Origin of the sequence: Paraburkholderia sediminicola, assembly GCF_046027825.1 — a bacterium.
GTDB classification, from domain to species: domain Bacteria; phylum Pseudomonadota; class Gammaproteobacteria; order Burkholderiales; family Burkholderiaceae; genus Paraburkholderia; species Paraburkholderia sediminicola_D.
In genome coordinates this window covers 1-19640 of record NZ_JAQQDU010000132.1, presented here as the reverse complement: position 1 = coordinate 19640, position 19640 = coordinate 1, and the positions used below count along the sequence as shown (strand labels likewise).

Annotated in this window: 19 protein-coding genes, 1 tRNA gene and 2 pseudogenes; 17 read left to right on the top strand and 5 right to left on the bottom strand. The window is 59.2% G+C overall.

The window, feature by feature from the left end; translation table 11 throughout:
- Positions 1-346: 346 nt before the first annotated feature.
- Positions 347-649: an H-NS histone family protein gene (locus PQQ96_RS38480; protein ID WP_054037926.1), complete on the top strand. Its 303-nt coding sequence runs from the start codon at positions 347-349 to the stop codon at positions 647-649.
- A 259-nt stretch (positions 650-908) separates the two neighbouring features.
- The gene (locus tag PQQ96_RS38475; protein ID WP_408302133.1) at positions 909-2153 is read left to right on the top strand and encodes a cation diffusion facilitator family transporter; all 1245 of its coding nucleotides are present in this window, start codon (positions 909-911) and stop codon (positions 2151-2153) included.
- A 57-nt stretch (positions 2154-2210) separates the two neighbouring features.
- Here PQQ96_RS38475 and PQQ96_RS38470 read toward each other — a convergent pair whose 3' ends face one another.
- The 3 genes from PQQ96_RS38470 to PQQ96_RS38460 all read right to left on the bottom strand — a co-directional run bounded on the left by PQQ96_RS38470 (position 2211) and on the right by PQQ96_RS38460 (position 4030).
- The gene (locus PQQ96_RS38470; RefSeq protein WP_012431468.1) at positions 2211-2669 is read right to left on the bottom strand and encodes an Lrp/AsnC family transcriptional regulator; all 459 of its coding nucleotides are present in this window, start codon (positions 2667-2669) and stop codon (positions 2211-2213) included.
- 90 nt (positions 2670-2759) lie between these two features.
- Complete coding sequence (locus PQQ96_RS38465; RefSeq protein WP_408302131.1) at positions 2760-3389, bottom strand: 3'-5' exonuclease family protein; 630 nt, start codon at positions 3387-3389, stop codon at positions 2760-2762.
- Positions 3386-4030, bottom strand: a complete 645-nt coding sequence (locus tag PQQ96_RS38460) for an MBL fold metallo-hydrolase (protein ID WP_172309632.1) — start codon at positions 4028-4030, stop codon at positions 3386-3388. Before PQQ96_RS38460 ends, PQQ96_RS38465 begins: the two co-directional genes overlap by 4 nt.
- Positions 4031-4669: 639 nt before the next feature.
- Here PQQ96_RS38460 and PQQ96_RS38455 point away from each other — a divergent pair.
- Entirely contained in the window at positions 4670-5248 is a 579-nt protein-coding gene (locus PQQ96_RS38455; protein WP_408302129.1) for a septal ring lytic transglycosylase RlpA family protein, read from the top strand.
- A 150-nt stretch (positions 5249-5398) separates the two neighbouring features.
- Here the strand turns inward: PQQ96_RS38455 and rsmI are convergent, their stop codons facing one another.
- The gene (gene rsmI / locus PQQ96_RS38450; protein ID WP_408302126.1) at positions 5399-6280 is read right to left on the bottom strand and encodes a 16S rRNA (cytidine(1402)-2'-O)-methyltransferase; all 882 of its coding nucleotides are present in this window, start codon (positions 6278-6280) and stop codon (positions 5399-5401) included.
- Between rsmI and PQQ96_RS38445 the strand changes: the two genes are divergently transcribed.
- The 5 genes from PQQ96_RS38445 to PQQ96_RS38425 all read left to right on the top strand — a co-directional run bounded on the left by PQQ96_RS38445 (position 6279) and on the right by PQQ96_RS38425 (position 8870).
- Positions 6279-6722 carry a YraN family protein gene (locus PQQ96_RS38445; protein ID WP_408302124.1) on the top strand — a complete coding sequence of 148 codons (444 nt, stop codon included), beginning with the start codon at positions 6279-6281 and terminating at the stop codon, positions 6720-6722. The genes rsmI and PQQ96_RS38445 overlap by 2 nt on opposite strands.
- Before the next feature lie 228 nt (positions 6723-6950).
- Complete coding sequence (locus PQQ96_RS38440; protein ID WP_408302122.1) at positions 6951-7538, top strand: phosphoheptose isomerase; 588 nt, start codon at positions 6951-6953, stop codon at positions 7536-7538.
- A gap of 26 nt (positions 7539-7564) precedes the next feature.
- Positions 7565-8359: a BON domain-containing protein gene (locus PQQ96_RS38435; RefSeq protein WP_120302604.1), complete on the top strand. Its 795-nt coding sequence runs from the start codon at positions 7565-7567 to the stop codon at positions 8357-8359.
- Complete coding sequence (locus PQQ96_RS38430; RefSeq protein ID WP_408302119.1) at positions 8356-8706, top strand: c-type cytochrome; 351 nt, start codon at positions 8356-8358, stop codon at positions 8704-8706. Before PQQ96_RS38435 ends, PQQ96_RS38430 begins: the two co-directional genes overlap by 4 nt.
- Positions 8707-8794: 88 nt before the next feature.
- Positions 8795-8870: transfer RNA gene (locus PQQ96_RS38425), tRNA-Ala, on the top strand.
- A gap of 114 nt (positions 8871-8984) precedes the next feature.
- On the opposite strand, the gene PQQ96_RS38420 is transcribed toward PQQ96_RS38425, so the two are convergent.
- Complete coding sequence (locus PQQ96_RS38420; RefSeq protein WP_408302116.1) at positions 8985-9908, bottom strand: hypothetical protein; 924 nt, start codon at positions 9906-9908, stop codon at positions 8985-8987.
- A gap of 554 nt (positions 9909-10462) precedes the next feature.
- Here PQQ96_RS38420 and PQQ96_RS38415 point away from each other — a divergent pair.
- The 9 genes and pseudogenes from PQQ96_RS38415 to PQQ96_RS38375 all read left to right on the top strand — a co-directional run.
- Positions 10463-10866: pseudogene (locus PQQ96_RS38415) on the top strand (preprotein translocase); the annotation flags it as partial.
- Between the two features lie 274 nt (positions 10867-11140).
- Positions 11141-12049, top strand: coding sequence for a hypothetical protein (locus PQQ96_RS38410; RefSeq protein ID WP_408302113.1), 909 nt, complete (start codon positions 11141-11143; stop codon positions 12047-12049).
- A 369-nt stretch (positions 12050-12418) separates the two neighbouring features.
- On the top strand, positions 12419-12706 hold the full coding sequence (locus tag PQQ96_RS38405; protein WP_408302111.1) for a hypothetical protein: 288 nt from the start codon (positions 12419-12421) through the stop codon (positions 12704-12706).
- Positions 12707-13837 carry a hypothetical protein gene (locus PQQ96_RS38400; RefSeq protein WP_408302108.1) on the top strand — a complete coding sequence of 377 codons (1131 nt, stop codon included), beginning with the start codon at positions 12707-12709 and terminating at the stop codon, positions 13835-13837. It begins immediately after the preceding gene.
- Entirely contained in the window at positions 13824-15548 is a 1725-nt protein-coding gene (locus PQQ96_RS38395) for an AAA family ATPase (protein WP_408302106.1), read from the top strand. Before PQQ96_RS38400 ends, PQQ96_RS38395 begins: the two co-directional genes overlap by 14 nt.
- Positions 15549-16089: 541 nt before the next feature.
- On the top strand, positions 16090-17325 hold the full coding sequence (locus PQQ96_RS38390) for a YagK/YfjJ domain-containing protein (RefSeq protein ID WP_408302104.1): 1236 nt from the start codon (positions 16090-16092) through the stop codon (positions 17323-17325).
- A 162-nt stretch (positions 17326-17487) separates the two neighbouring features.
- A complete protein-coding gene (locus tag PQQ96_RS38385) occupies positions 17488-17772 on the top strand; it encodes a hypothetical protein (protein WP_408302102.1) in 285 nt (94 codons plus the stop codon).
- A gap of 218 nt (positions 17773-17990) precedes the next feature.
- Positions 17991-18302, top strand: a complete 312-nt coding sequence (locus PQQ96_RS38380; RefSeq protein ID WP_408302100.1) for a hypothetical protein — start codon at positions 17991-17993, stop codon at positions 18300-18302.
- Between the two features lie 692 nt (positions 18303-18994).
- Positions 18995-19640 (top strand): annotated as a pseudogene (locus tag PQQ96_RS38375) (hypothetical protein); the annotation flags it as partial.

The window sequence follows — 19640 nt, the reverse complement described above, 5'->3', positions numbered from 1 at the left end:
ACGGGGTAGAGCGTGTGTCGCAATATGCTCCGACATTTCATGTAAAAGCTCTCATGGCATGAAATGTTGGTGCTGATTTTTCATCTTAAATTTCATTTTTTGATAGTTAATCCAATAATTACGGATGTGTGGCGACGCTTTTCAGCAAAATGCGAAATTACCAATTTGAAAGGGTCTGCGCTCGCGTGAAATTTATTGAAACGAGTAGGGATTAATTTTTACGACGACGCTTTTGTAGTCTTTCTATTTTGTGTTAATCTCGCCATCAAATTCCGAGGCATGATCACCTTCAAAGGGCAAGCTGGCTTAAGACTGGCAGTCATTTATCCAAATCACAAGGGAACCTATGTCGTCCTACAAGGAACTACTCGCTCAGCGCGAGAAGCTCGAAAAGCAGATCGAAGAAGCAAAGTCGCGTGAGTACGCAGAAGTGTTGAATGAGATCAAGCAGAAAATGGCCGATTACGGCATTTCGCTGACTGAACTCGGTGGTGGTCGTGGTGCCAAGGCTGCTAAAGCCGGTCGCCCGCGTGCAGGCGTTGCGCCGAAGTATCGTGACCCGGATAGCGGCAGCACGTGGTCGGGCCGTGGCAAGCCGCCGCGCTGGATCGCAGGTCTGGATCGCGAGAAGTTTCTGATCCAGAAGTAATATTTATACGGTCAATCAGTGGCGCTTATAGCGCGCCGCTGCTGCCAGAAAAAAACCGCGTACCGACCAGGGCGCGGTTTTTTTATTGCCGCGGCGAATGGTTGTAGCTCTTTGTCACACGCGCTCCATGAAACCGGAACACGAATGCTTTTCGTTTAGATAAGCGTCTGATTTAAAAGGTTTTTTTGTGCTCCCTTCAGCGCATTTCGAGATGCGCCGGGTAGAATGCAGGCATTGAACTTCTCACTTCGTTTCTAAGATGTCTTCCGCCACCGCTGTCCAGTCCACCGAGAAACATCGCGTCGCGCGAAAAAGCACCTTTGTCAGTATCGTGCTCAATACGGTGCTGATGTCGCTGCAAATCGTCATCGGGGTGTTTGCCCATTCGCAGGCGCTGGTCGCTGACGGTATCCATTCGCTAGCTGATCTGATTTCCGATTTTGTCGTGCTGATCGCTAATCGGCACAGCGGCGCCGAGCCCGATGCGGATCACAATTACGGACACAGCCGTTATGAAACGGTTGCTTCGTTATTTTTGGGTGCGTTGCTGATCGCGGTGGGTGTCGGTATGTTGTGGCGCGCCGGGACGCGTCTTGCCGATTTGCAAAGCATCCCCGCCGTGCATATGAGCGCGCTTGCGGTCGCGGTGCTGGTGCTGATTTCCAAAGAGAGCCTGTTTCGCTACATGCTGCGCGAAGCGCAACGCGTGCGTTCGGCAATGTTAATCGCGAATGCATGGCACGCACGCTCGGACGCCGCTTCGTCATTGGTGGTCGCGCTCGGCATTATTGGCAGCCTCGCAGGGGTGCGCCTGCTCGATCCGATTGCCGCGGCGATTGTCGGTTTTATGGTGGCGCGCATGGGCTGGACGTTCGGCTGGGATGCGTTGCAGGATCTTTCCGACCGTGCGCTCGACGAAACCGCCTCCGCCGATATGCGCGCGCTGTTGCTCGCGACACCCGGCGTGCGCGACGTGCATGAAATGCGCACCCGCAAGATGGGTGACTTCGCGCTCGTCGACGCGCATATTCTGGTCGACCCGCTGATCTCGGTCTCGGAAGGGCACTACATCGCCGAATCGGCGCGCTTGCGCGTGCTCGCCGACAGCCGCGTGCTGGACGCGCTGATCCATGTGGACCCGGAGAACGACGCGGTTGCGCGCCCAACCGTCAATCTGCCGAACAGGGAGCGGGTCGTCGCCGATGTCAATGCGGTGTTCGCCGCGGCTGGCCTGAAGCCCGCGTCGGTGAATATCCACTACTTGAGCACGGGGCTCAATGTCGAAGTGGTTTTGGCGCAGCCGGATTTGCGCACAGCCGAAAGCGATGCGCCCGGTCTTGCGCGTGTCGATCTCGACGCCCTCAGGCGCAGCCTGGGTGCCCGCAAGCTGGACGTGCTGCAGGAGGTGGGCGCACTGCCGGCCGAAAGCGGCGCCTCGGCGGAAACAGGGTCTGGCGAGGCTATCGCCCCCGCCAAGGCTGCGGAATCGCACGGCGCCACCTGACTGACGTTTCTAGCCGAGCCGCCGCACGCTGAGCGCGTGAGCGGCGGCTTCACAGTCTTATAGCGGCAATTGCGTATCGAATTTGATCTCGCGCAGCACGACGCTCGTGCGAACCTGCGCGACGGCAGGAATCTTGAAGATGCGTTCGTGCAGAAAGCTGTCGTACGCCTTGATATCCGGCGCGACGATCTTGAGGATGTAGTCGGATTCGCCGGTCGTGCTGTAGCACTCGGTGACCTCCGGGCAGGTGGCGATTTCCCGCTCGAACTGTTCGACCCCGCCCTCGGTATGGCGCGTGAGATGGATGTGCGCGAGGGCGCACACGTGCAGGCCCAACTTTTCACGATCCAGCAATGCCGTGTAGCGCTGGATCACCCCCGACTGCTCCATATCCTTGATACGGCGCCAGCACGGGGTGCTCGACAGGCCGACCTGGTCGGAAATCTCTTGCACGGACCGGCGTGCGTCGAGCTGCAGCAGGCGCAGGATTTTTTGAGAGAACGTATCGAGTGTCAACTGCGCCTCCGTTGGCGTCGCCGTATCAACGCATGGTAGAGGGCTCGAAAACGAAACGCAATGTAAAACGGCTTCGGCGAGGGAGATTACCTAATTTGCCGGTTCCTCAGCGGCGTTTTGTCCTGAGTCGCCCCCATCCCGACCGGCCGCCAGCGTGGCCGCCTGAACGGCGCGCAGATCCTTGAGCATGTTGCAAAAGAGCGCGCCCTGTTCGATCGCGTCGTCCAGCGCGACATGCGTGTGCGGATGTTCGTCAAACCAGTGCTTCGGGAAGCGTGGCTTGATGTTCTTGCGGTACGGCAGGCCGGTCAGTGCGAAGGCCAGCGTCTTGATGTCGAGCGCCGACCACGAAAACGGGCAGCGGCCGACAAACCGCATCATGTACCAGAACATATAGGTGAAGTCGAAGCCGGCCGGCATCGCCACGAACACGGGCTTGCCCGGTAACGCCTCGACCCATTCGACATAGGCCGTCAGCGCGGCCAGCGGATCCTGCAAATCCTTGCGGCACGCTTCCCATGCCTCCGGCTGGGTCTTCCACCATGCTTCCTGCACCGGATGCGGTTTGGCGCCGTCGAGCAATTCGAGATTCGCCGAGAAGGTGGCGATCAGCTGCTTGTCTTCCGTGTACGCGGCGGACGCGAAACTGAGCATCGAATGCGGACCGGGAATCGGACCGTCTGCTTCGACATCTGTGCTCACATAGATTTCGCTGCTCATGCTTTGACTCCGTCTGCCACATACGGATTGGTACGGCGTTCGGCGCCGAACGTGGAGGTGGGACCGTGGCCCGGAACGAAGGTGACGTCGTCGCCGAGTGGCCAGAGTTTTTCGCGGATCGCACGTATCAGATCGGCGTGATTGCCGCGCGGAAAATCCGTCCGGCCGATCGAGCCGGCGAACAGCACGTCGCCTACCAGCGCCAGGCGATGCGCGCGGCTGAAGAACACCACGTGGCCCGGCGTGTGGCCGGGGCAGTGATAGACCTCGAGGGTTTCGTTGCCGAATTGCACGGTCTCGCCGTCTTGCAGCCAACGGTCCGGTTCGAAGGCCTCGGCTGCCGGAAAGCCGAAGCGCGTGCTTTGATCCGGCAGCTTGTCGAGCCAGAAGCTTTCGTCGGGATGCGGACCTTCGATCGGCACACCGTAATGCGTGGCGAGCGTCTTCGCGCCGGCACAGTGATCGATGTGGCCGTGCGTGAGGAACACTTTTTCAACCGTCACGTTCTGGCGTGCGATTTCGCCTTGAATGACATCCAGGTCGCCGCCCGGATCGACGACGGCCGCGCGTCCGGTTGCCTCGCAAACGAGCAGCGAGCTGTTCTGCTGGAACGGCGTGACGGGGATCAAGGTGACTTTCATGGATGACGGCGCCGCTGGAAAAACGTTGATTGTACCGGCGTCTCGTCGACGCTCGTCGAGGGCGCTGAGGCCCTGTCGCAGCGGGCTTTCGGCTGCCCATTTTTGCAGCAGGAGTGAAAATTCATCAAGGTTTTCAGTCGCTTGCCATCCCAAAAATTTCTTTTGGGTATAATGCGTTCCATGCACAAGGAATTGTGCATGCCACACGGCGATGCGTCCCCATCAAAAATGGGCACGCGGATTGCCACTCAAGTATGGGCTGTCGCAGTTTTGGGCGGCCATCAAGTATCGATGCGTTCGATGCACACGTCTTACCCAGCCAGGCGCCGCGCGCCTGCAACGGACTTAACTGCCGTGACGCTGGGTGAGGCCTACGCCGCCGTTCCTGTGCGCTGAGTTCCGCGCGCAAGAACGTGTTTGCCACGTTCGATGGCGGCATGTGGGGTCTGGTCAGGCTGCCGGGGACAGGTTGCGCCAGACGTGAAAATTAACCGTGCGGTAGCGGCTGAATGAGCCGCATCCGGGCTTTGACGTACTGCGCTCTTCTGCGCGGCGCGTTGTCGTCCATTGCCGCCGGAGTCGCAGGCAACACGCTCAACTTTTCGCGTGATGCGGCTCGACAATTTGATTGCACGTCTTATGAAAACTCGGTTATCCCGTGGTCTGGGGACTCTTTTTGCCTTTTTTGCGCTGGCCGGCTGCGCCACGCCTCCGGGCGCGAGCACTTCCGCAAGCGACGCACCGCTTAGCACGAAGAATGCGCAGGCAGGTTCCTTCGGCCCACAAGCTTTTGGTAGCGCACCGGCATCCGATGCAGCCGCCCAAGGCACGCCGCTGGCCGATGCCAAGCCGATGACGGACGATAGTTCCGGCATTTCGGACTTTCATCAGATCGGTCGCGCTTCGTGGTACGGTCGCGCCTTCCATGGCCGACTCACCGCCAACGGCGAACGTTTTGATATGCACTCGCTGACCGCGGCGCATCGTACGTTGCCGCTCGGCTCGTATGTTCGCGTCACCAATCCGGCCACCTCGCTTTCCGTGGTCGTGCGCATCAACGACCGCGGCCCGTATGCGCGCGGCCGGATCATTGACCTGTCGATGGCCGCCGCATCCGCGCTGCACATGCGCCATGCCGGTACGGCGCGGGTCGAAATTGAAGGTTTGACGCAGCAGGAAGCACGTGCTGAGATGAATCAAACACTGGCGTCGAACTAAGGTTCGAGCGCAGAGCAGTCATGTAATGGCCGCGGACGCGCAAGAAGCGCCCTTCGTGACGCCGGGCTGCACGGCGGCAATGCTTGCCGTGTTTGCCGAAAGACGAAGGGCCGCATCGTGCGGCCCTTTTCGTTTGCCTTACCCGTCCGCTTATTCTTCCTCGTCTTTCTTCAGCTCCAAAGCGCGCGTGTAGAGCGCATTGCGCGACGCACCGGTGAGGGTCGCCGCGACTTTTGCCGCGCTGCTCACCGTCAACTCTTCCAGCAGCATGCCCAGCAGCGCGTCGTGATCGTGTTCGCCCGCGGCTTCCGGCTGCGCGCCTTCCACCACCAGCACGAACTCACCACGTTGCCGATTCGGATCGGCAGCGAGCCACGTTGGCCCTTCGGCCAGTGTGCCGCGGTGCAGCGCTTCATGTAACTTCGTCAATTCCCGTGCGATCAGCAGCTTGCGCTCGCCGCCGAATGCGTCGGCCAACGCTTGCACCGTTTCAACGATCCGGTGCGGCGCTTCGTAGAACACCATCGCGTGCGGATGGCGCGCGAGCGGCTGCAGTGCGGCGGCGCGTGCTTTTGCCTTCGGCGGCAGAAAGCCAAGGAATGAGAACGTCGCGACCCAGTCGCCGGCCGCGCTCAACGCGGTGGCGAGCGCGCTGGCGCCGGGCAGCGGAATGACCGGGAAACCGGCTTCGCGCACGGCGTCGACGAGTTTCGCGCCGGGGTCCGAGATGCCTGGCGTGCCCGCATCGGATACGTAGGCCACGCGTTCGCCCGCTTGCAGATGTTCGATCAGGCGCAGCGCTGCGGCCCCCTCGTTGTGCTGATGAACTGCCACGAGTGGCTTGGAGATGCCGTAGCGCGCGAGCAATTGGCCTGTGTTGCGGGTGTCTTCGGCGGCGATGCGGTCCACCAGTCCGAGCACATGCAAGGCACGGAGCGTGACGTCGGCGATGTTGCCGATCGGCGTGGCCACCACATACAGCGCGGCGGCGGGGTACTGCTGCCCTTGCGCGAGTTCGGAGAGAGGAGTCATGAGGCAGAAGACGCAGACAGACAGAACGAGGCCGCCATTGTGCCACCCAAACCAACCGCACAACTTTTCGGGACCAACTGGGTCCAAACTCGTCGGCGCGGCTTTCGAGGCGCGTGCGATGGAATTTTTGCAGCGGCAGCGTTTGCGTTTCGTCGCGCGCAATGTGCTGTGCCGGGGTGGTGAGATCGATCTGGTGATGCGCGACCGTGACGGCGCGCTGGTGTTTGTCGAAGTTCGCGCGCGTACGCAGCAGCGTTACGGCGGCGCGGCAGCGAGCATCGGGTGGCAAAAGAAACAGCGGATCGTGCGTGCCGCGCGGTATTTTCTCGCAACCCGCAGCAGGCATTCGCACGATGAGCCTGCATGCCGTTTCGACGTGATTGCGTTCGAAGCGGGCCGGCTCGTGTGGCTGCGCGATGCGTTTCGCGCCGATGAAGTCTGATGCAGTGCGCGGAAAACGCGTGTTAGTGCGATAAACTTGCGCTCGCGTGCGGGCTTGGTGGACGCCGCCGGCGTAAAGGACACAGCGAGGAAGCAGCGCATTTCGCGATGATTTTGCGCCTACCCGCCGAGTTGCCGGCAGGGTTCATCAGAGCGGCACGACTTCGCAATACGACTTCACAACACGGCCGCGCATTGCGGTCCCTTCGCGGTAGAAAATAGAGACTCGATGTCAGTCGAACGCATTCAACAACACTTCCGCGATAGCGCGGCAGTCAAACTCGAAGCCCTCGAAACCCTGTCGATGCCGATCGCCGCTGCGATCGACACGATGTTCGCTGCGCTTGCCAACGGCAGTCGCATTCTTGCGTGCGGCAACGGCGGCTCGGCGGCCGACGCGCAACATTTCGCTGCCGAACTGATCGGCCGCTTCGAGCGTGAGCGCCCGGGCTTGCCGGCGATCGCGCTGACCACCGACACATCCGTGCTCACCGCTATCGCGAACGACTACTCATTCGAGCAGATTTTTTCGAAGCAGGTGTGGGCGCTCGGCCAGCCGGGCGATGTGCTGCTGGCCATCAGCACGTCCGGCAATTCCGCCAATGTGCTGGCCGCGATCGAGGCCGCGCATGAGCGCGAAATGATCGTGGTCGCGCTGAGCGGCAAGGGCGGCGGCCGCATGCAGGACGTCCTGAGCGATACCGATATCCATATTTGTGTGCCGTCCGATCGCACTGCGCGTATTCAGGAAGTGCATTTGCTGACCATCCATTGTCTGTGCGACGGCATCGATGCCATGTTGCTGGGCGAAGACTGAGATTGATTCCGAAGGAGAGCTAGTTGATGAGCGTATTCCGCGTCAAGAAGACACTGGTGAGAACCGTGCTGGTGGTCGGGTTCGCGGCGGGACTGTCCGCGACGTTGCAGGGTTGCTTTCTCGCCGTTGCCGGCGCGGCGGGGGGCAGCGCGCTGGTGGCGACCGACCGGCGCACGCTCGGCGCGCAGACCGAGGATCGCGAGTTGCAGGTGAAGGCGCTGTCGCAGATCAGCCAGAACTTGCCCGACAGCGCGCACGTCAACGTCGCGGTGTTTAACCGGCGCGTGCTGCTGACTGGCGAAGTGGCGGGGGACGCGTCGAAGCAACGGGCCGAGACGATCGTGCGTGGCTTGAATAATGTGAACACGATCGTCAACGAACTGGCGATCATGCCGGCGAGCTCGTTCTCGTCGCGCACCAATGATACGTATCTGGAAACGCGCGTGAAGACCGCGTTGATCGCCGAGAAGAATATTTCGGCGAACAACTTCAAAGTCGTGGCTGAGCGTGGCTCTGTGTATCTGATGGGTCTTGTCACGATGGACGAAGGCAATCGCGGCGCCGACGTCGCGAGCCGCGTGCCGGGCGTGGTGCAGGTCGTGAAGGTGTTCCAGTACATTCAGCCGCAGGAAGCGGCGGCGGCTGCCGCTGCAGCAGCGGCAGCACCGGCAGCCGCTTCGCAGCCTGACGCGAACGCGCCGACCGTCGGTACGATTCCCGATTCATCGGTGAGTTCGCGTCCGCTCGATCAGCAGCCGCCGGCGCCGGTCAACAATTCGAACGCGGTGCATCCGGGCAATCCGGCGGCGACGACGCCATGAAGCGGGGCGTTGCTTTCATTGCCGCGCTGTTGGCGGTTAGCGCGTTGGCGGGTGCCGTTGCCTCTTCAGCGCGTGCGGCCGATGCGCCGCGTGGTCAGATCGTTGCGAACTCGAACGCCTGCATGGGCTGTCACGCGGTGGACCGCAAACTGGTCGGCCCGTCGTTCCAGCAGATCGCGACGAAGTACAAGGGCGATGCGCAAGCGCCGGCAAAATTGGCGCGCAAGGTGAAGGAGGGCGGCTCCGGCGTATGGGGGATGATTCCCATGCCGGCGCATCAGTCGATGAGCGATGCTGACATTCGCACCGTGGTGGATTGGGTGCTGGCTGGCGCGCCGTCGAAGTGATGTTTTAGCGCCCGGTTTGCCCCCGGGTTTTGCCACGCCGGGGGCTTGTCCAAACGCAAAAAGCCTGTGCTAGAATTGTTTTCACGTTGGGGGGGTAGCTCAGCTGGGAGAGCGTCGCGTTCGCAATGCGAAGGTCGGGAGTTCGATCCTCCTCCTCTCCACCAAGAATATCAAAGGGTTACAGGTGATTTTCCTGTAACCCTTTTTCATTTGTGCGACCCATGTAACCGCCATGTAACCGGATTTGATCCGTCTGGAACCATCTCGATCCATGCGTCTCAGCGGACGGGGGGACTCGCGGCGGGAGGGACGTCGACTCGGCGGTCGCTTTGATCGAGGCCATCGGCAACCCTGAGGGCCCACGCCCGCCACTGCTCATAACCGTCTGTCGCATAACCCCCATCTGCCAACCGGTTGTCCAGAACGGAAAGGTAGGCGCGGATCAGTTCCGCTCGATGCCAGTCCTCGACTTCCGCAATAAGTACTAGACGGCGCCGTGCTTCCTCGTCGGCCCTTTGTTGGACTTCTCGATCCCTCGACTCCTGTTCTCGTCTCTTGAGTGCCGTCTCCTGGATTTCCCGCTTCCATTGTGCTCGTTCAGCAATATGCGTTAGCGACCTTTGGTGCTGTTGGGTGACAGCAGCCAAAACGTCCGTGAGTTGATCCTCGAGCAGCTTGCCCGGCTGATCGACTAATTCCGTCTGCCCCACGCCTTGCTGTTCAACGATCAGCGTAAGCCGGCCCGTCGGAGTGAGCGTTTGCAGTTGGTTCCAAGCACCCGGATTACTCGAGTGATCCCGACGTGATCTGGTCATTTTTTCCGCGACCCGTATCTGAACATGAGCTCCATCTCGCGATAACCGCAATCTTTCTTCGCTGCCGGCCATACTCACCGCGTAGCCGCGCTCGTCTGTCAGGTAGCAGATGGCATTGAGCAAGGCGAGCCCCCGCTCGTAGCTTGCCAAGGACAAGCGAGCAACCGACTTGTGGTGAGTGGCAATCAAAACCTGTCCCGCGTTGCAGAAGTGCTCCCATGTTGCATAAGTGTGGCTTACTCGATGCGGACAAACTTCGCCAAGGTGCGCTTGGTTCCATTCGTATTGTTTCTTAAGCTGCTTCACCGCTGCTATATCTTGATCGATCTTTGCTCGCAGTCCTGCGAGTGCCTTGTGCCAGCGTTTGGGACGTTGCTTTGTATCCAAGATTGAAAATCCCCCAAACTCGTCGGTTCGACTCAGCAATAGGCGACCAACACAGTCCGGTACTCCGTTCTGATCGTGTTGGCATCTGGGTAGCGCGAATCCATCCAGCTCCGAATCTCATAAAAGGTAACGATCGCCGGATCGCTCGGAGCACACCGAAACAGGTCTAGAGATCGCTCTGATTGGCGGTCGCCGGAATGCAGCCAGCGATCACAAGGCTGCGAGCATGCCCGACGTTCGCGTTGGCAGCGCCACGATCTATACGCCCCGCTACGAAGATCATAACCAACTGCGTTCGCTGTGCCAAAAGCCCGAGCCATTGCCGCGCAAAGGAGCTCGTGTGGCCCGAAGAGATCACCGCGAAACGGTCGAGCATCAAGCGGCGGAGACCGAATCGTCTTGATTTCGACGATAGCCAACCCGCACGTGATTTGTTGCGTCAAAGGGAAGTCGGCGGTGTTCTCGACGCATGCGCTCGGCCCTACACAGCGAGAGCGAGGTGCAGAACGCGTCATCCATTTCATGCCTTAGCTTCAATCTGTCTTGCGGGACCAAAGCGAATCATTAAGACTCCACCAAACAGGCGGGAAGTGGCGGTTTGGCCCAAAGAGGCGAGACGTGTGCGAAGTCGCAGTGGGTGTTCGCCAGCAATCCTTCGGAGGACGGTAAGGTTTTCGAACCGTGTGTCGCGCACAGCAAGGCGCTTGCCGGGGCGGAGCTCCCGCACGTCACATTACACGGCCTCCGTCGCTCGTTCGGCACGCTGGCGGAGTGGGTCGAAGTGCCAGTCGGTGTTGTCGCGCAGATCCAAAGGCACAAGCGGTCGCCCATTGCGGAGAAGCACTATCGTCGACGCCCGATCGACTTGCTGCGCATGTGGCATACGAGAATCGAGGCTTGGATACTGAAAGAAGCCGGCTTCTCTTCCGGGGCATTGCCGGACAAGTCCGTGCAGTAGTCGCAAACGCTAGGCATAGGGTTGTCGTCGAGAGCCGATGCATCCGTATTGCGCTGCGCGCCGGTCCAATCGAGCTTTTCAGCACGGTTGCGTCATCAAATCTTTCCGATGACGCCTTTCCTTTAGCCGACATTGGATTGGCATGCCCGCGCCCCTCCAAAGTGCATAGGCGCACGATAAAATCCATCGTTCGGGGCGACCGGCCTTACCGGATTATCGGCGCGCAGCAGGGGGTAGCGATCGACGACCGGTCACGACAAAGGCGTATGTTGCCTTGAACATTTCATTGAGAAGCATCGAAAACATTCACTCAAATACGACCATGGCGACCACGACAACTCTCCCGGGATCAGAGGCGATCGATTTCAACCTGAAGGTGGAATACGCCGCGAAGCTCTACTACTACGACTTCGGGAAATGGACTCCAATCATGGGAGCCTTGCTGTTGTCGGGAATTGTTCCAACGGAATACTGGACCAATACACCCGACGACACTGAAAATTCGGAGAAACCTCCGTCGTTCTGGGTGAAGCAATTCGAAGAGTTGCTTCAAGGTCTATGGAAAATAGACGAAGCTGGCGAGGAAATCATCCCGGAGAGTAACCAGAAGCATTTGCGCGGACTTGACGGTGAAATGCTTGCGACGACCGGGTCCACGCGCTTTCTGGATGCACGAAGGGTGCTCAAGCACTGGGACACTAAATGCGAGGATGAAAACGAGTACCTGCTGGAACTCGATCCGGTGGTTTTTGTGGCATGGCTCGAAGAGCTATGCTGGAATGAAGAGATCCGTTTCTTTGACCGGATTTGGCTTGATGCATTCCTGAAGCTGCACGGAATCGCGTCGAACAAGGCTATCCTTCCGACTGGCATCGTGGAGTCGTTTCAGAAGCTGACCGATATCGGGGACGATGGTAGTTGGCATCCGCTGGTTGACGACATTGTCGAGGCACAACGCGAAGCAGTTTCGAAGGGCAAGGACCGCTACGCTATCGAGGTCATATTTCCCTTGGTGATTCGCATTCTGGATGATCGCCGAGCGATCGACAGAAAGAATGAAGCGTACGTTTCCGGCAAATCGCTGCCCGTCAGGATGGGCGACGACAGCGTGTATATCCTCAAACGGGACTCGTTGCGTGTGCAACTGAATAGACTAAAAGCAAAACACTTCGCTCCGCGGTAGTAGCCCGGCACACCGGGATCGTTTTTTTTCGGATCGGGGCGGATAAATCTGCCCCTAATTCTATCCCGCCGGGCCGTTATTACCCCGGCACCCCGAAGATTGCCCGCTCACTGAACCTTCTCCAGGTTCGGTACGAGTCCTCCCCACTTCCCCTGTTTCCTTTCCCACAGCCCCTTTCAGGGCCGATGAAGTTCGTCAGCGTACATTCGCGTACATCGGGGCGACTCGGCCGAACATACTCCATATATTCCGTCATGCGCTGAAATTTGTGGAGTTAAAGCGTTTGACGGTCTTCGACATTGACCGGCTCCGGGGCTCCACATAGCGCGAAACCACACTTCGCTATTTCGCTTATATATGGAGAGTTTCATGGACAGCAACGCAAACAACACGGCGCTCCGCGCCGTACAGCAGTATCAGACCACGGCAAATCTGGCAGCCGCGTCCGACCAGCCGCAACGGGCACGTTCCGCCCGCAATGGCCCCCTTACCACTGATGCCATGGCTACGGCGGTGGGCGTCCTGCCCCAGTCGGTCCGTAAGCGCTATTCGGAGACGGGTACGTATTTCGGTTTGAAGCCCGTCAAACTGCCCAACCGTCGTTTGATGTGGGACGCAGAGGCCATCGAGATGTTTCTGCGTGGCGAGGTAATCTAAATGGCCCCGCTCATTCGACTGATTTTCAATCGCGCACCAGTCGCCGATGATCGTGGCAACAATGCAGGCGACAGCCATGCGTCGTTCTCTCGGGTAAAACGCAATTCGTTGCAAGCCGCAAAGGTGACCCTGGCGGGCACGGCAACGGCGACGTCGTTCTACATCGCGGCGCTTTCAGGTCTGGAGCGTGGCGCCACTCTCGCGGAACGGCTGGCTTGCACGGCTCTTCCGGTCGTGACGGTTGCTGGCGTGCATCTGTTACCTGCGCTGAGTCGCGGACAGTCGTTCGCGGTGCGTGGCCTGGTGGCTGTTTTGTGCACGGCGGGTCTGGTGGCCACGCTCAGTAGTCAGATTTCGTTTTTCCAACTGGCACAGCAGCATGCGGGCACCCGCAGGGCTGAAAGCGTGCCGGACACTGCGCGTGTACCAGTGGCTGACACGGCTGGGCGCAGCCTTACGGCCATCGCCCACGATCAGGCGAGCGCGCGCAAATCACTGGCTTTTATTGACAACCATCGCTGCGATGGCGATTGCACCAGCGAGCATGTGCGCCGCGCCACGCTCACTGCGACGCTCGATGCGCTCGCAATCGAAGCTGACGAAGCAAAGCGGCGCGAAGCGGCCGAAGATCGTCAGGTGGTACTCGTCGACCGGACGCAGCAACAGCGTGACGCGATGCGTGACGATCCGGTAACCGTGCGACTCGCGGACCTGACCGGACTGGGCAAGACGAGCGTGAGCCTGCTCCTCGGCCTCGTGTACGCGTGCGTGCTCGACGGTATTGGTGTCTTTGGCTGGTACCTGGTGATGCCCGTGCGCCGCCGCGGTGGTGACGCCGTGACCGCTGCTGTCGTCGCTGCCAGTAGCGGCGTGGAGCGTGTGCCCGTTGAGGCGGACAAGGCAGTGCCTGCCGACGACCGTATTACGCCCTGCTGCCTGGATAACGAGATCGACACCCAGCTCATGCATCTGATGCACGACGTCTCGGAAGGCAAGGTCCAGCCAACCGTCGCGGGCATCCGTAGCTACCTCGGGTGCTCGCAGGCGACTGCACTCAAGTTGCGCCGCCGGCTGCAAGGGCTGCGTGCGGTGACCATCCAGAACAGCGGGGGGCAACATGCAGGTCGCTAATTTCATGGGTGGTGGAAACTTCAATGGAGGCGGAAACGGTGTCGATCTCGTGCCCGCCAGCGAAATTCCAATGCTGCCGATTCTCTGGCTGTGGAAGTTCTGGCTCGCACGCGGCAAGTTCCATATCCTCGCTGGGCCGCCAGCGACGGGCAAGACCACGCTAGCGCTCGCGGTTGGCGCAGCCTTTACAAGTGGCGGCACCTTACCCGACGGGACAATCGCTCCCTTGGGGACAGTTGTGATCTGGACTTGTGAGGACGGCGTGGAAGATACGGTCATGCCGCGCCTGGTCGCAGCCGGTGCTGATCTGCGTCGTGTCCTGGTGCTGTATGGAAAGAAGGAGCGCGGCCGTAATCGTGCTTTCGACTTTGAGACCGACTTGCCGGGACTGGAAGCCGCAGTAGCCCAGCGCGGTGACGTTGTTCTCATCATCATCGACTCGATCGCCCATGCGATTCCGGCATCTAACAACAATAGCCGGGTGCGAAAGGCGCTTGATCCAGTAGTCGCGCTAGCCGAACGTACCGGTTGTGCGATCCTCGGTCTCACGCATGTGAACAAGGGCTCAAAAAAGAAAGATCCGCTTGATCGCGTGAACGGCAGCGTGGCGATCGGCGCGCTGTCGCGCATTGCGTGGGTTGTTGCGCGAGATGAGGGTGGTGGTGATGACGGTGCATCCCGCAGCGTGCTCGTGCGGGCGAAGTCGAACCTCGGTCCGGTTGAGGGTGGTTTCGCCTACCACATCGATCCGGTCGATATTCCTATTGTCCAGGCGGGCGTCACGCACAGCTCGAAGGTGACCTGGGATGGTCCGGTCGAGGGCTCGCCAAAGGAGATTCTTGGGGATGCCGAAGGCGGTAGCGCTCCTTGCCGCGAGGACCGCAAACAGGAGGCAGCCGCTTTCCTGACGAGCCTGCTTGCGGGTGGCCCCAGGCCGTCCGACGAGATTGCCCATCTGGTTCGTGATGCCGGTTTGTCATGGGCAACCGTTCGGCGGGCGTCTGACGAAATGGGGGTGAACAAGTTTCGTCCGGTCGGCATGCGTCACTGGTGCTGGTCGTTGAATAGCTGTGCTTCAGCTCCGTTCGGCCAGCCCAACCCGGTGAGTGGTTTGAGCCCGTTGGGTACGCCGGGTGTGGTGCCGTTCATGCACAACTCGCCCTATCCGCTTGGTCACGCATATGCCCCGCCTGTGGGCTACCCCTCGCCGCAAGTGCCGTATATGCAATATCCGCCGGCGATGCCGCCGCAATACCCGATGCCGATGAATGGCGCGTTCTCGACGCCGCGATTCGGTGAGCAACTTGAGCAACATGGGCAGGTTGGACAACCTGAGCAAGTTGGGCAAGTTGAACAAGTTGGGCAGTATCGGGAGTTCGCCGGTGTGCCACAGCCGATCGCATCAATCGCTGGTGAAGCGAGCGTAGGTGATTGTCGCAGCGTGCGGCAAGAGCCGCAGGCGCAAGACGGAATGCTTGCGGCAATTCTCGGATATGCGCTTGAGGAGGTCGATCACGAGCTTAAGCGTCGCCCTCCGCCTGTACATAACGGAGACCAGGCTAGCAACAACGAGGCTGGGATTTACTATGCCGACGTCGTCGACTCGGTGGTCGGAAGACACGCAGATGAATTGACTCGGCCCGAACAGCAGCAATTGCGGAGTGCGCTCGTGGCAGAACTTCCGAACCGCATTTCCGGAAATCCGCAATGAGCGGCATGCATCGGTGCATGCCCGTCCTCGAATCCGGGGGCGGGCATTGTTCCTTTGCTTTGTGGTTCGTAGATCGACGTCTGCCGAAGGTAACCAAATTCGCGCCGTCGCGGTTGGGGCGAGCTTCGATCTAAATCGCACCTGCTTTAGGCCGTAGTCCGCATCACCTCTTTGGGCCGTCGAGCACGATTGCCGCAGCCCATTTGCACACCCAACTGGTCATGATGCGGCTTGGCATGTTTTGGTCCATGACATCGCACTAAATTGGGCGTCGATCCCGCTTATTTGTTTTATGCCTTCAGGTAAGAAATGTCGGGACAACTCTTAATCATTATGTGGTGAATAATGGTCGATCTTTTCCACTTTCTTGACTCCGTGTGCAAGGAATGCCTGCATTTAATATGGTCGTGAATTTAGGTAACCAGTGAGATCATCGGTTGTATTGACTGGAGGTGTTGATTTTATAATTCCTTCTTCGATGCTGTCATATTCATCACTAAGGAAAACTTTAAATCATGTGAAAGAGAAAAGAAGGTTTGCTATGAATGACTCTATCCCAGAAAAGAAGCGGGACATCCTTGATCAAACATTCCAGCAGCTTGCCCAGCAAGAAGAAGTATGCTTCGGTCACAGAACCAGAGAGGATCGCACTTGGAAGACTGGCGACTACGGCTGGCTGTTCAAGCGGCTGATCAAGTTCATGGATGCAGTGCTGTATTCGAAATTGATGCCATTCAATATCGATCAAAACGGCAAGCGCAAGAAGGTGACGGAAGCATCACATTTGGCAAGCTTCTATCGTCAATGCCATCAGTTCATGGATTTGTACTGGAAAGGTCAAGCCTACAGTCCGGATCTTGAACTGTTCTTCGAATGCTTTCGCAATCATCCGAAGATCGGCTACTGCTTGTTTCAAGGAAGGAGGTGGAATTTGGAAGACGGGTTGTGCGAAGCGGAGGTGTTCAACGACTTCGTCACGTACCTCAGGCGCGAGGCGATAGCCGTTAACGTCAAAAAGAAAATCGCTGACTGGAAAGCGGTATTGAAAGATGAGAAAAAGTCGATCCGAAAATACGTCATCGAGCTAGCCCGGAAGTACTCGAAGATGTTGGCCGTCCGGGTCGATATGGGCTATCTGACGGTGGCGCCGAATGAGAAAGCAACGCGTGTACGCTCGGCTTGGGAGATCGGCGACGCAAGCGCTTGGTCCGCACCGATGGATGCAGAGCGTGAGCGAGCCATACAGGCGGAAAACAGAGCGCGAATCGACGTTGAGATTGCCTTGAGCGACCGAACGGAGTTCTTCAACTTCAAGAATCAGTACGGCGCCGACAAGGATCTGTTCGAGCACATGATCGGCTATATCGTGAAGCTGGAGCGCTCCGATGATGGCCCCCACCACTTTCACTGTATCTTCTTCTTCGACGGCCAGAAAGTGAAAAGCGTCAAGTACTGGACGAAGCGCATCGAGCGGTACTGGAAGAAGATCACGAACGATCGCGGGTACGTTCACAACTGCCACATCAATCCCAAAAAAGAAGAGATGAAAAAGCGGCAGCGATGGGCCGTGGGCCGTATAAATAGCGGCAACTGGTCGCAGGTCAGGGCACTCGCTCGATATGCCACGTGGTATTTCGCGAAGGACGGCCAGCGCGTGAGGGTGAAGCCCAAGGTGAAGTCAAAGCTGTTGACGATGGGATTGACTCGCGAGAAGCGGTTGGGTGGTCCTGGACGACCGCGAAAAGCGATGAAACGCTCGACCTGGGTCACTCAATAAGCATAGCGGCAACTGCTGCATTCTCGCTCTGCCTCAAGTTTCCCCGGACTGTGCCGTATACGCTTAGTTAGCAGGGCGTTTGCCGGCGACGAGCCGTGGCTGCGAAACGCCGCATACGCCATCGCGAACAAGCGGAACGGTCGAATTCTTGGGAGATTTCAAATGTCGGTAAAGGAAGAAAATTCTGCCATCGAAACTACGGGCGCGGTGGTTGGCGGCATCGGCGGCGCTGCGGCGGGTGTGGGTGGCGCAATTGCCACCGTGTCCGCTGCAGGTACCGCGGGCTTGAGCGCGGCGGGAATTACCTCTGGCCTCGCCGCAATTGGTGGCGTGGTTGGCGGTGGCATGACTGCAGGCATTGTGATCACCGCTGCCGCTCCAGTTGTTGTGGCAGCTGGGTTGGGCTATGCCGGATACCGGGTCGCGAAGTGGTATCGCTCGAAGTAACGGAGGCTTTCGAGGAGCGAGCGGAGCGAATCCGAACGTTGATTGTCCCAAAGACCGACCGAGGGCTTCCCGTAGTTGCATCGCGGCCATCTACGCCGGTTGCACGCAAGTTGGCTCGATCGTCTGCCTAATCCCGCGTCGGTCGAGTCTCTGCCTGGCCTAGGCCCACCCAGGCCAGTCGCGCGGAAGAGCTGCCTGAGTCGCGCCGGGCCGACCCGGTGACGTTGCTGGTCGCACACTGGCTCGACACGACCGAAGCGCGACTGAATCCGCTTCTTGATTTCACGTGTGTGGTCGTGCTCGAAGGCACGGCCGGCTTCGCCCGGTACCTAGCAGGAATCAGGCCGGTCGCGCCCGGTCGCACAGCAGTCGCATCCGACCGAATGACGACTATGCCGCAACACGAGGCAGTCGTGCCGATACTGGAAGCGACGTCGGGTAGTCGTGGTGAGCAGACTGTTGGTCACGCCGCATCGATTGCCGATCGTGAGTCGGTCGCCGGCGAGGCGGGCGGACGTTCTGCCATGTAGGAACACGACCGGCTGGTCGCGAAGTTCCACGAGGCTGTGGTAGCGGGGCATTTGACGCGCAATCTGGCATCGATTCGCAAGTTCCTTCGGTGCGGGCAACCCAAAGCTATCCGGTGCAGTCGTGCATACGTCGGCCGCTTCGGCGATGCGCGCAGCTCGAAGGCGGAGCGATTAGCGGGCCATCCGCCTAGTAAGGGGGCGGGGGAACAGGGCAAGGAGGGACCCCGACACTATCGGTTGCCAGCACTTCATCCCGAGCCCAGAGGTGTGCGCCGTGCAATGGCGAGACCTAAACTGTTGTTCCCCGTAGGCATAGCTAGTTGCAAGAGCGCTCCGTCCATTTTCTGCGGAAAGCGGATTCGTCAAGACCGACTTGCAATCGACGGCCAAACGGCTTATTTGCACAGTCGAGTTTCTTTAAGGCGTTGCCTTGGTAACGCTAGACTAGGGAACACATTTGCATTCGCTTGAGAGGAAAACACCAGTCCATGGCAAGAAGCAACCGAGACGAGTTTAGCCCCAAGGACAAGACGACACTTTGCCTTCGAGCAGGCACGCATTGTTCGAATCCGGCATGTCGTAAGCCGACGACTGGTCCGACGACGGACAAACGAAAGGTCAACAGTATCGGTCAGGCTGCGCACATCACGGCGGCCGCACCTGGGCCGGGAGCCGCGCGCTACGACCCGTCAATGACGTCTGCCGAGCGCAGCGACATCGATAACGGAGTCTGGCTTTGCCAGAACTGCGCCACGATGATTGACCGGGATTCCGACAGGTACACGGTGGCGATGTTGAAGGACTGGAAACGTCAAGCAGAAGAAGCAGCGGATCGCGAGCGCGGCGAGACGCCAATTTCGGCGACGGAGTTTGCCCTGATGCGGGCGGCAATCTTTAAGCTCCCGTTGGGGCGTTCCGTTTCTACCGCGGTCGCCGAGATGGTACGTCTGGCAGAGCAGGAGTTGGAGAAGGCAGACTCGCGATTCGCGGTTCAGGTGAACTTTGCCGGAGGAGCAACTCAAGTAGTCTTTCGGGCGAAAGAACCGGTTCATTTCTCGGCAAAGATAGTCCCGGATTATCAGGCCGAGTTTCGCGCCAAAATGCAGGCGCTGGTCGAACATGGCATGCGCGTTGAAATGGACGCGTCGACCATGCGGCTTGAGGGTTCGGCGTTATTTGACATGCTTCCGCAAGGCACCGGGACGATCGCGTTCGACACGCAGTTGCGGAGAAAGGCCGTCCAGAAGGTTCTGCTACAAGATCCTGCGAATGGGGCCGTGTTCGTGATGGACGACTTTGTTGGCGAAATCGTTGCGGGCAGCCAATCGTTCACTTTTG

Excerpts from the sequence above, each read along its gene's own strand:
- PQQ96_RS38390 (WP_408302104.1), top strand. The coding sequence starts at position 16,090 with ATGAATGACTCTATCCCAGAAAAGAAGCGGGACATCCTTGATCAAACA.
- PQQ96_RS38405 (WP_408302111.1), top strand. The coding sequence starts at position 12,419 with ATGGACAGCAACGCAAACAACACGGCGCTCCGCGCCGTACAGCAGTAT.
- PQQ96_RS38465 (WP_408302131.1), bottom strand. The coding sequence starts at position 3,389 with ATGAGCAGCGAAATCTATGTGAGCACAGATGTCGAAGCAGACGGTCCG.
- PQQ96_RS38430 (WP_408302119.1), top strand. The coding sequence starts at position 8,356 with ATGAAGCGGGGCGTTGCTTTCATTGCCGCGCTGTTGGCGGTTAGCGCG.
- PQQ96_RS38385 (WP_408302102.1), top strand. The coding sequence starts at position 17,488 with ATGTCGGTAAAGGAAGAAAATTCTGCCATCGAAACTACGGGCGCGGTG.
- PQQ96_RS38475 (WP_408302133.1), top strand. The coding sequence starts at position 909 with ATGTCTTCCGCCACCGCTGTCCAGTCCACCGAGAAACATCGCGTCGCG.
- PQQ96_RS38445 (WP_408302124.1), top strand. The coding sequence starts at position 6,279 with ATGAGGCAGAAGACGCAGACAGACAGAACGAGGCCGCCATTGTGCCAC.
- PQQ96_RS38400 (WP_408302108.1), top strand. The coding sequence starts at position 12,707 with ATGGCCCCGCTCATTCGACTGATTTTCAATCGCGCACCAGTCGCCGAT.
- PQQ96_RS38460 (WP_172309632.1), bottom strand. The coding sequence starts at position 4,030 with ATGAAAGTCACCTTGATCCCCGTCACGCCGTTCCAGCAGAACAGCTCG.
- rsmI (WP_408302126.1), bottom strand. The coding sequence starts at position 6,280 with ATGACTCCTCTCTCCGAACTCGCGCAAGGGCAGCAGTACCCCGCCGCC.
- PQQ96_RS38440 (WP_408302122.1), top strand. The coding sequence starts at position 6,951 with ATGTCAGTCGAACGCATTCAACAACACTTCCGCGATAGCGCGGCAGTC.
- PQQ96_RS38435 (WP_120302604.1), top strand. The coding sequence starts at position 7,565 with ATGAGCGTATTCCGCGTCAAGAAGACACTGGTGAGAACCGTGCTGGTG.
- PQQ96_RS38480 (WP_054037926.1), top strand. The coding sequence starts at position 347 with ATGTCGTCCTACAAGGAACTACTCGCTCAGCGCGAGAAGCTCGAAAAG.
- PQQ96_RS38455 (WP_408302129.1), top strand. The coding sequence starts at position 4,670 with ATGAAAACTCGGTTATCCCGTGGTCTGGGGACTCTTTTTGCCTTTTTT.
- PQQ96_RS38395 (WP_408302106.1), top strand. The coding sequence starts at position 13,824 with ATGCAGGTCGCTAATTTCATGGGTGGTGGAAACTTCAATGGAGGCGGA.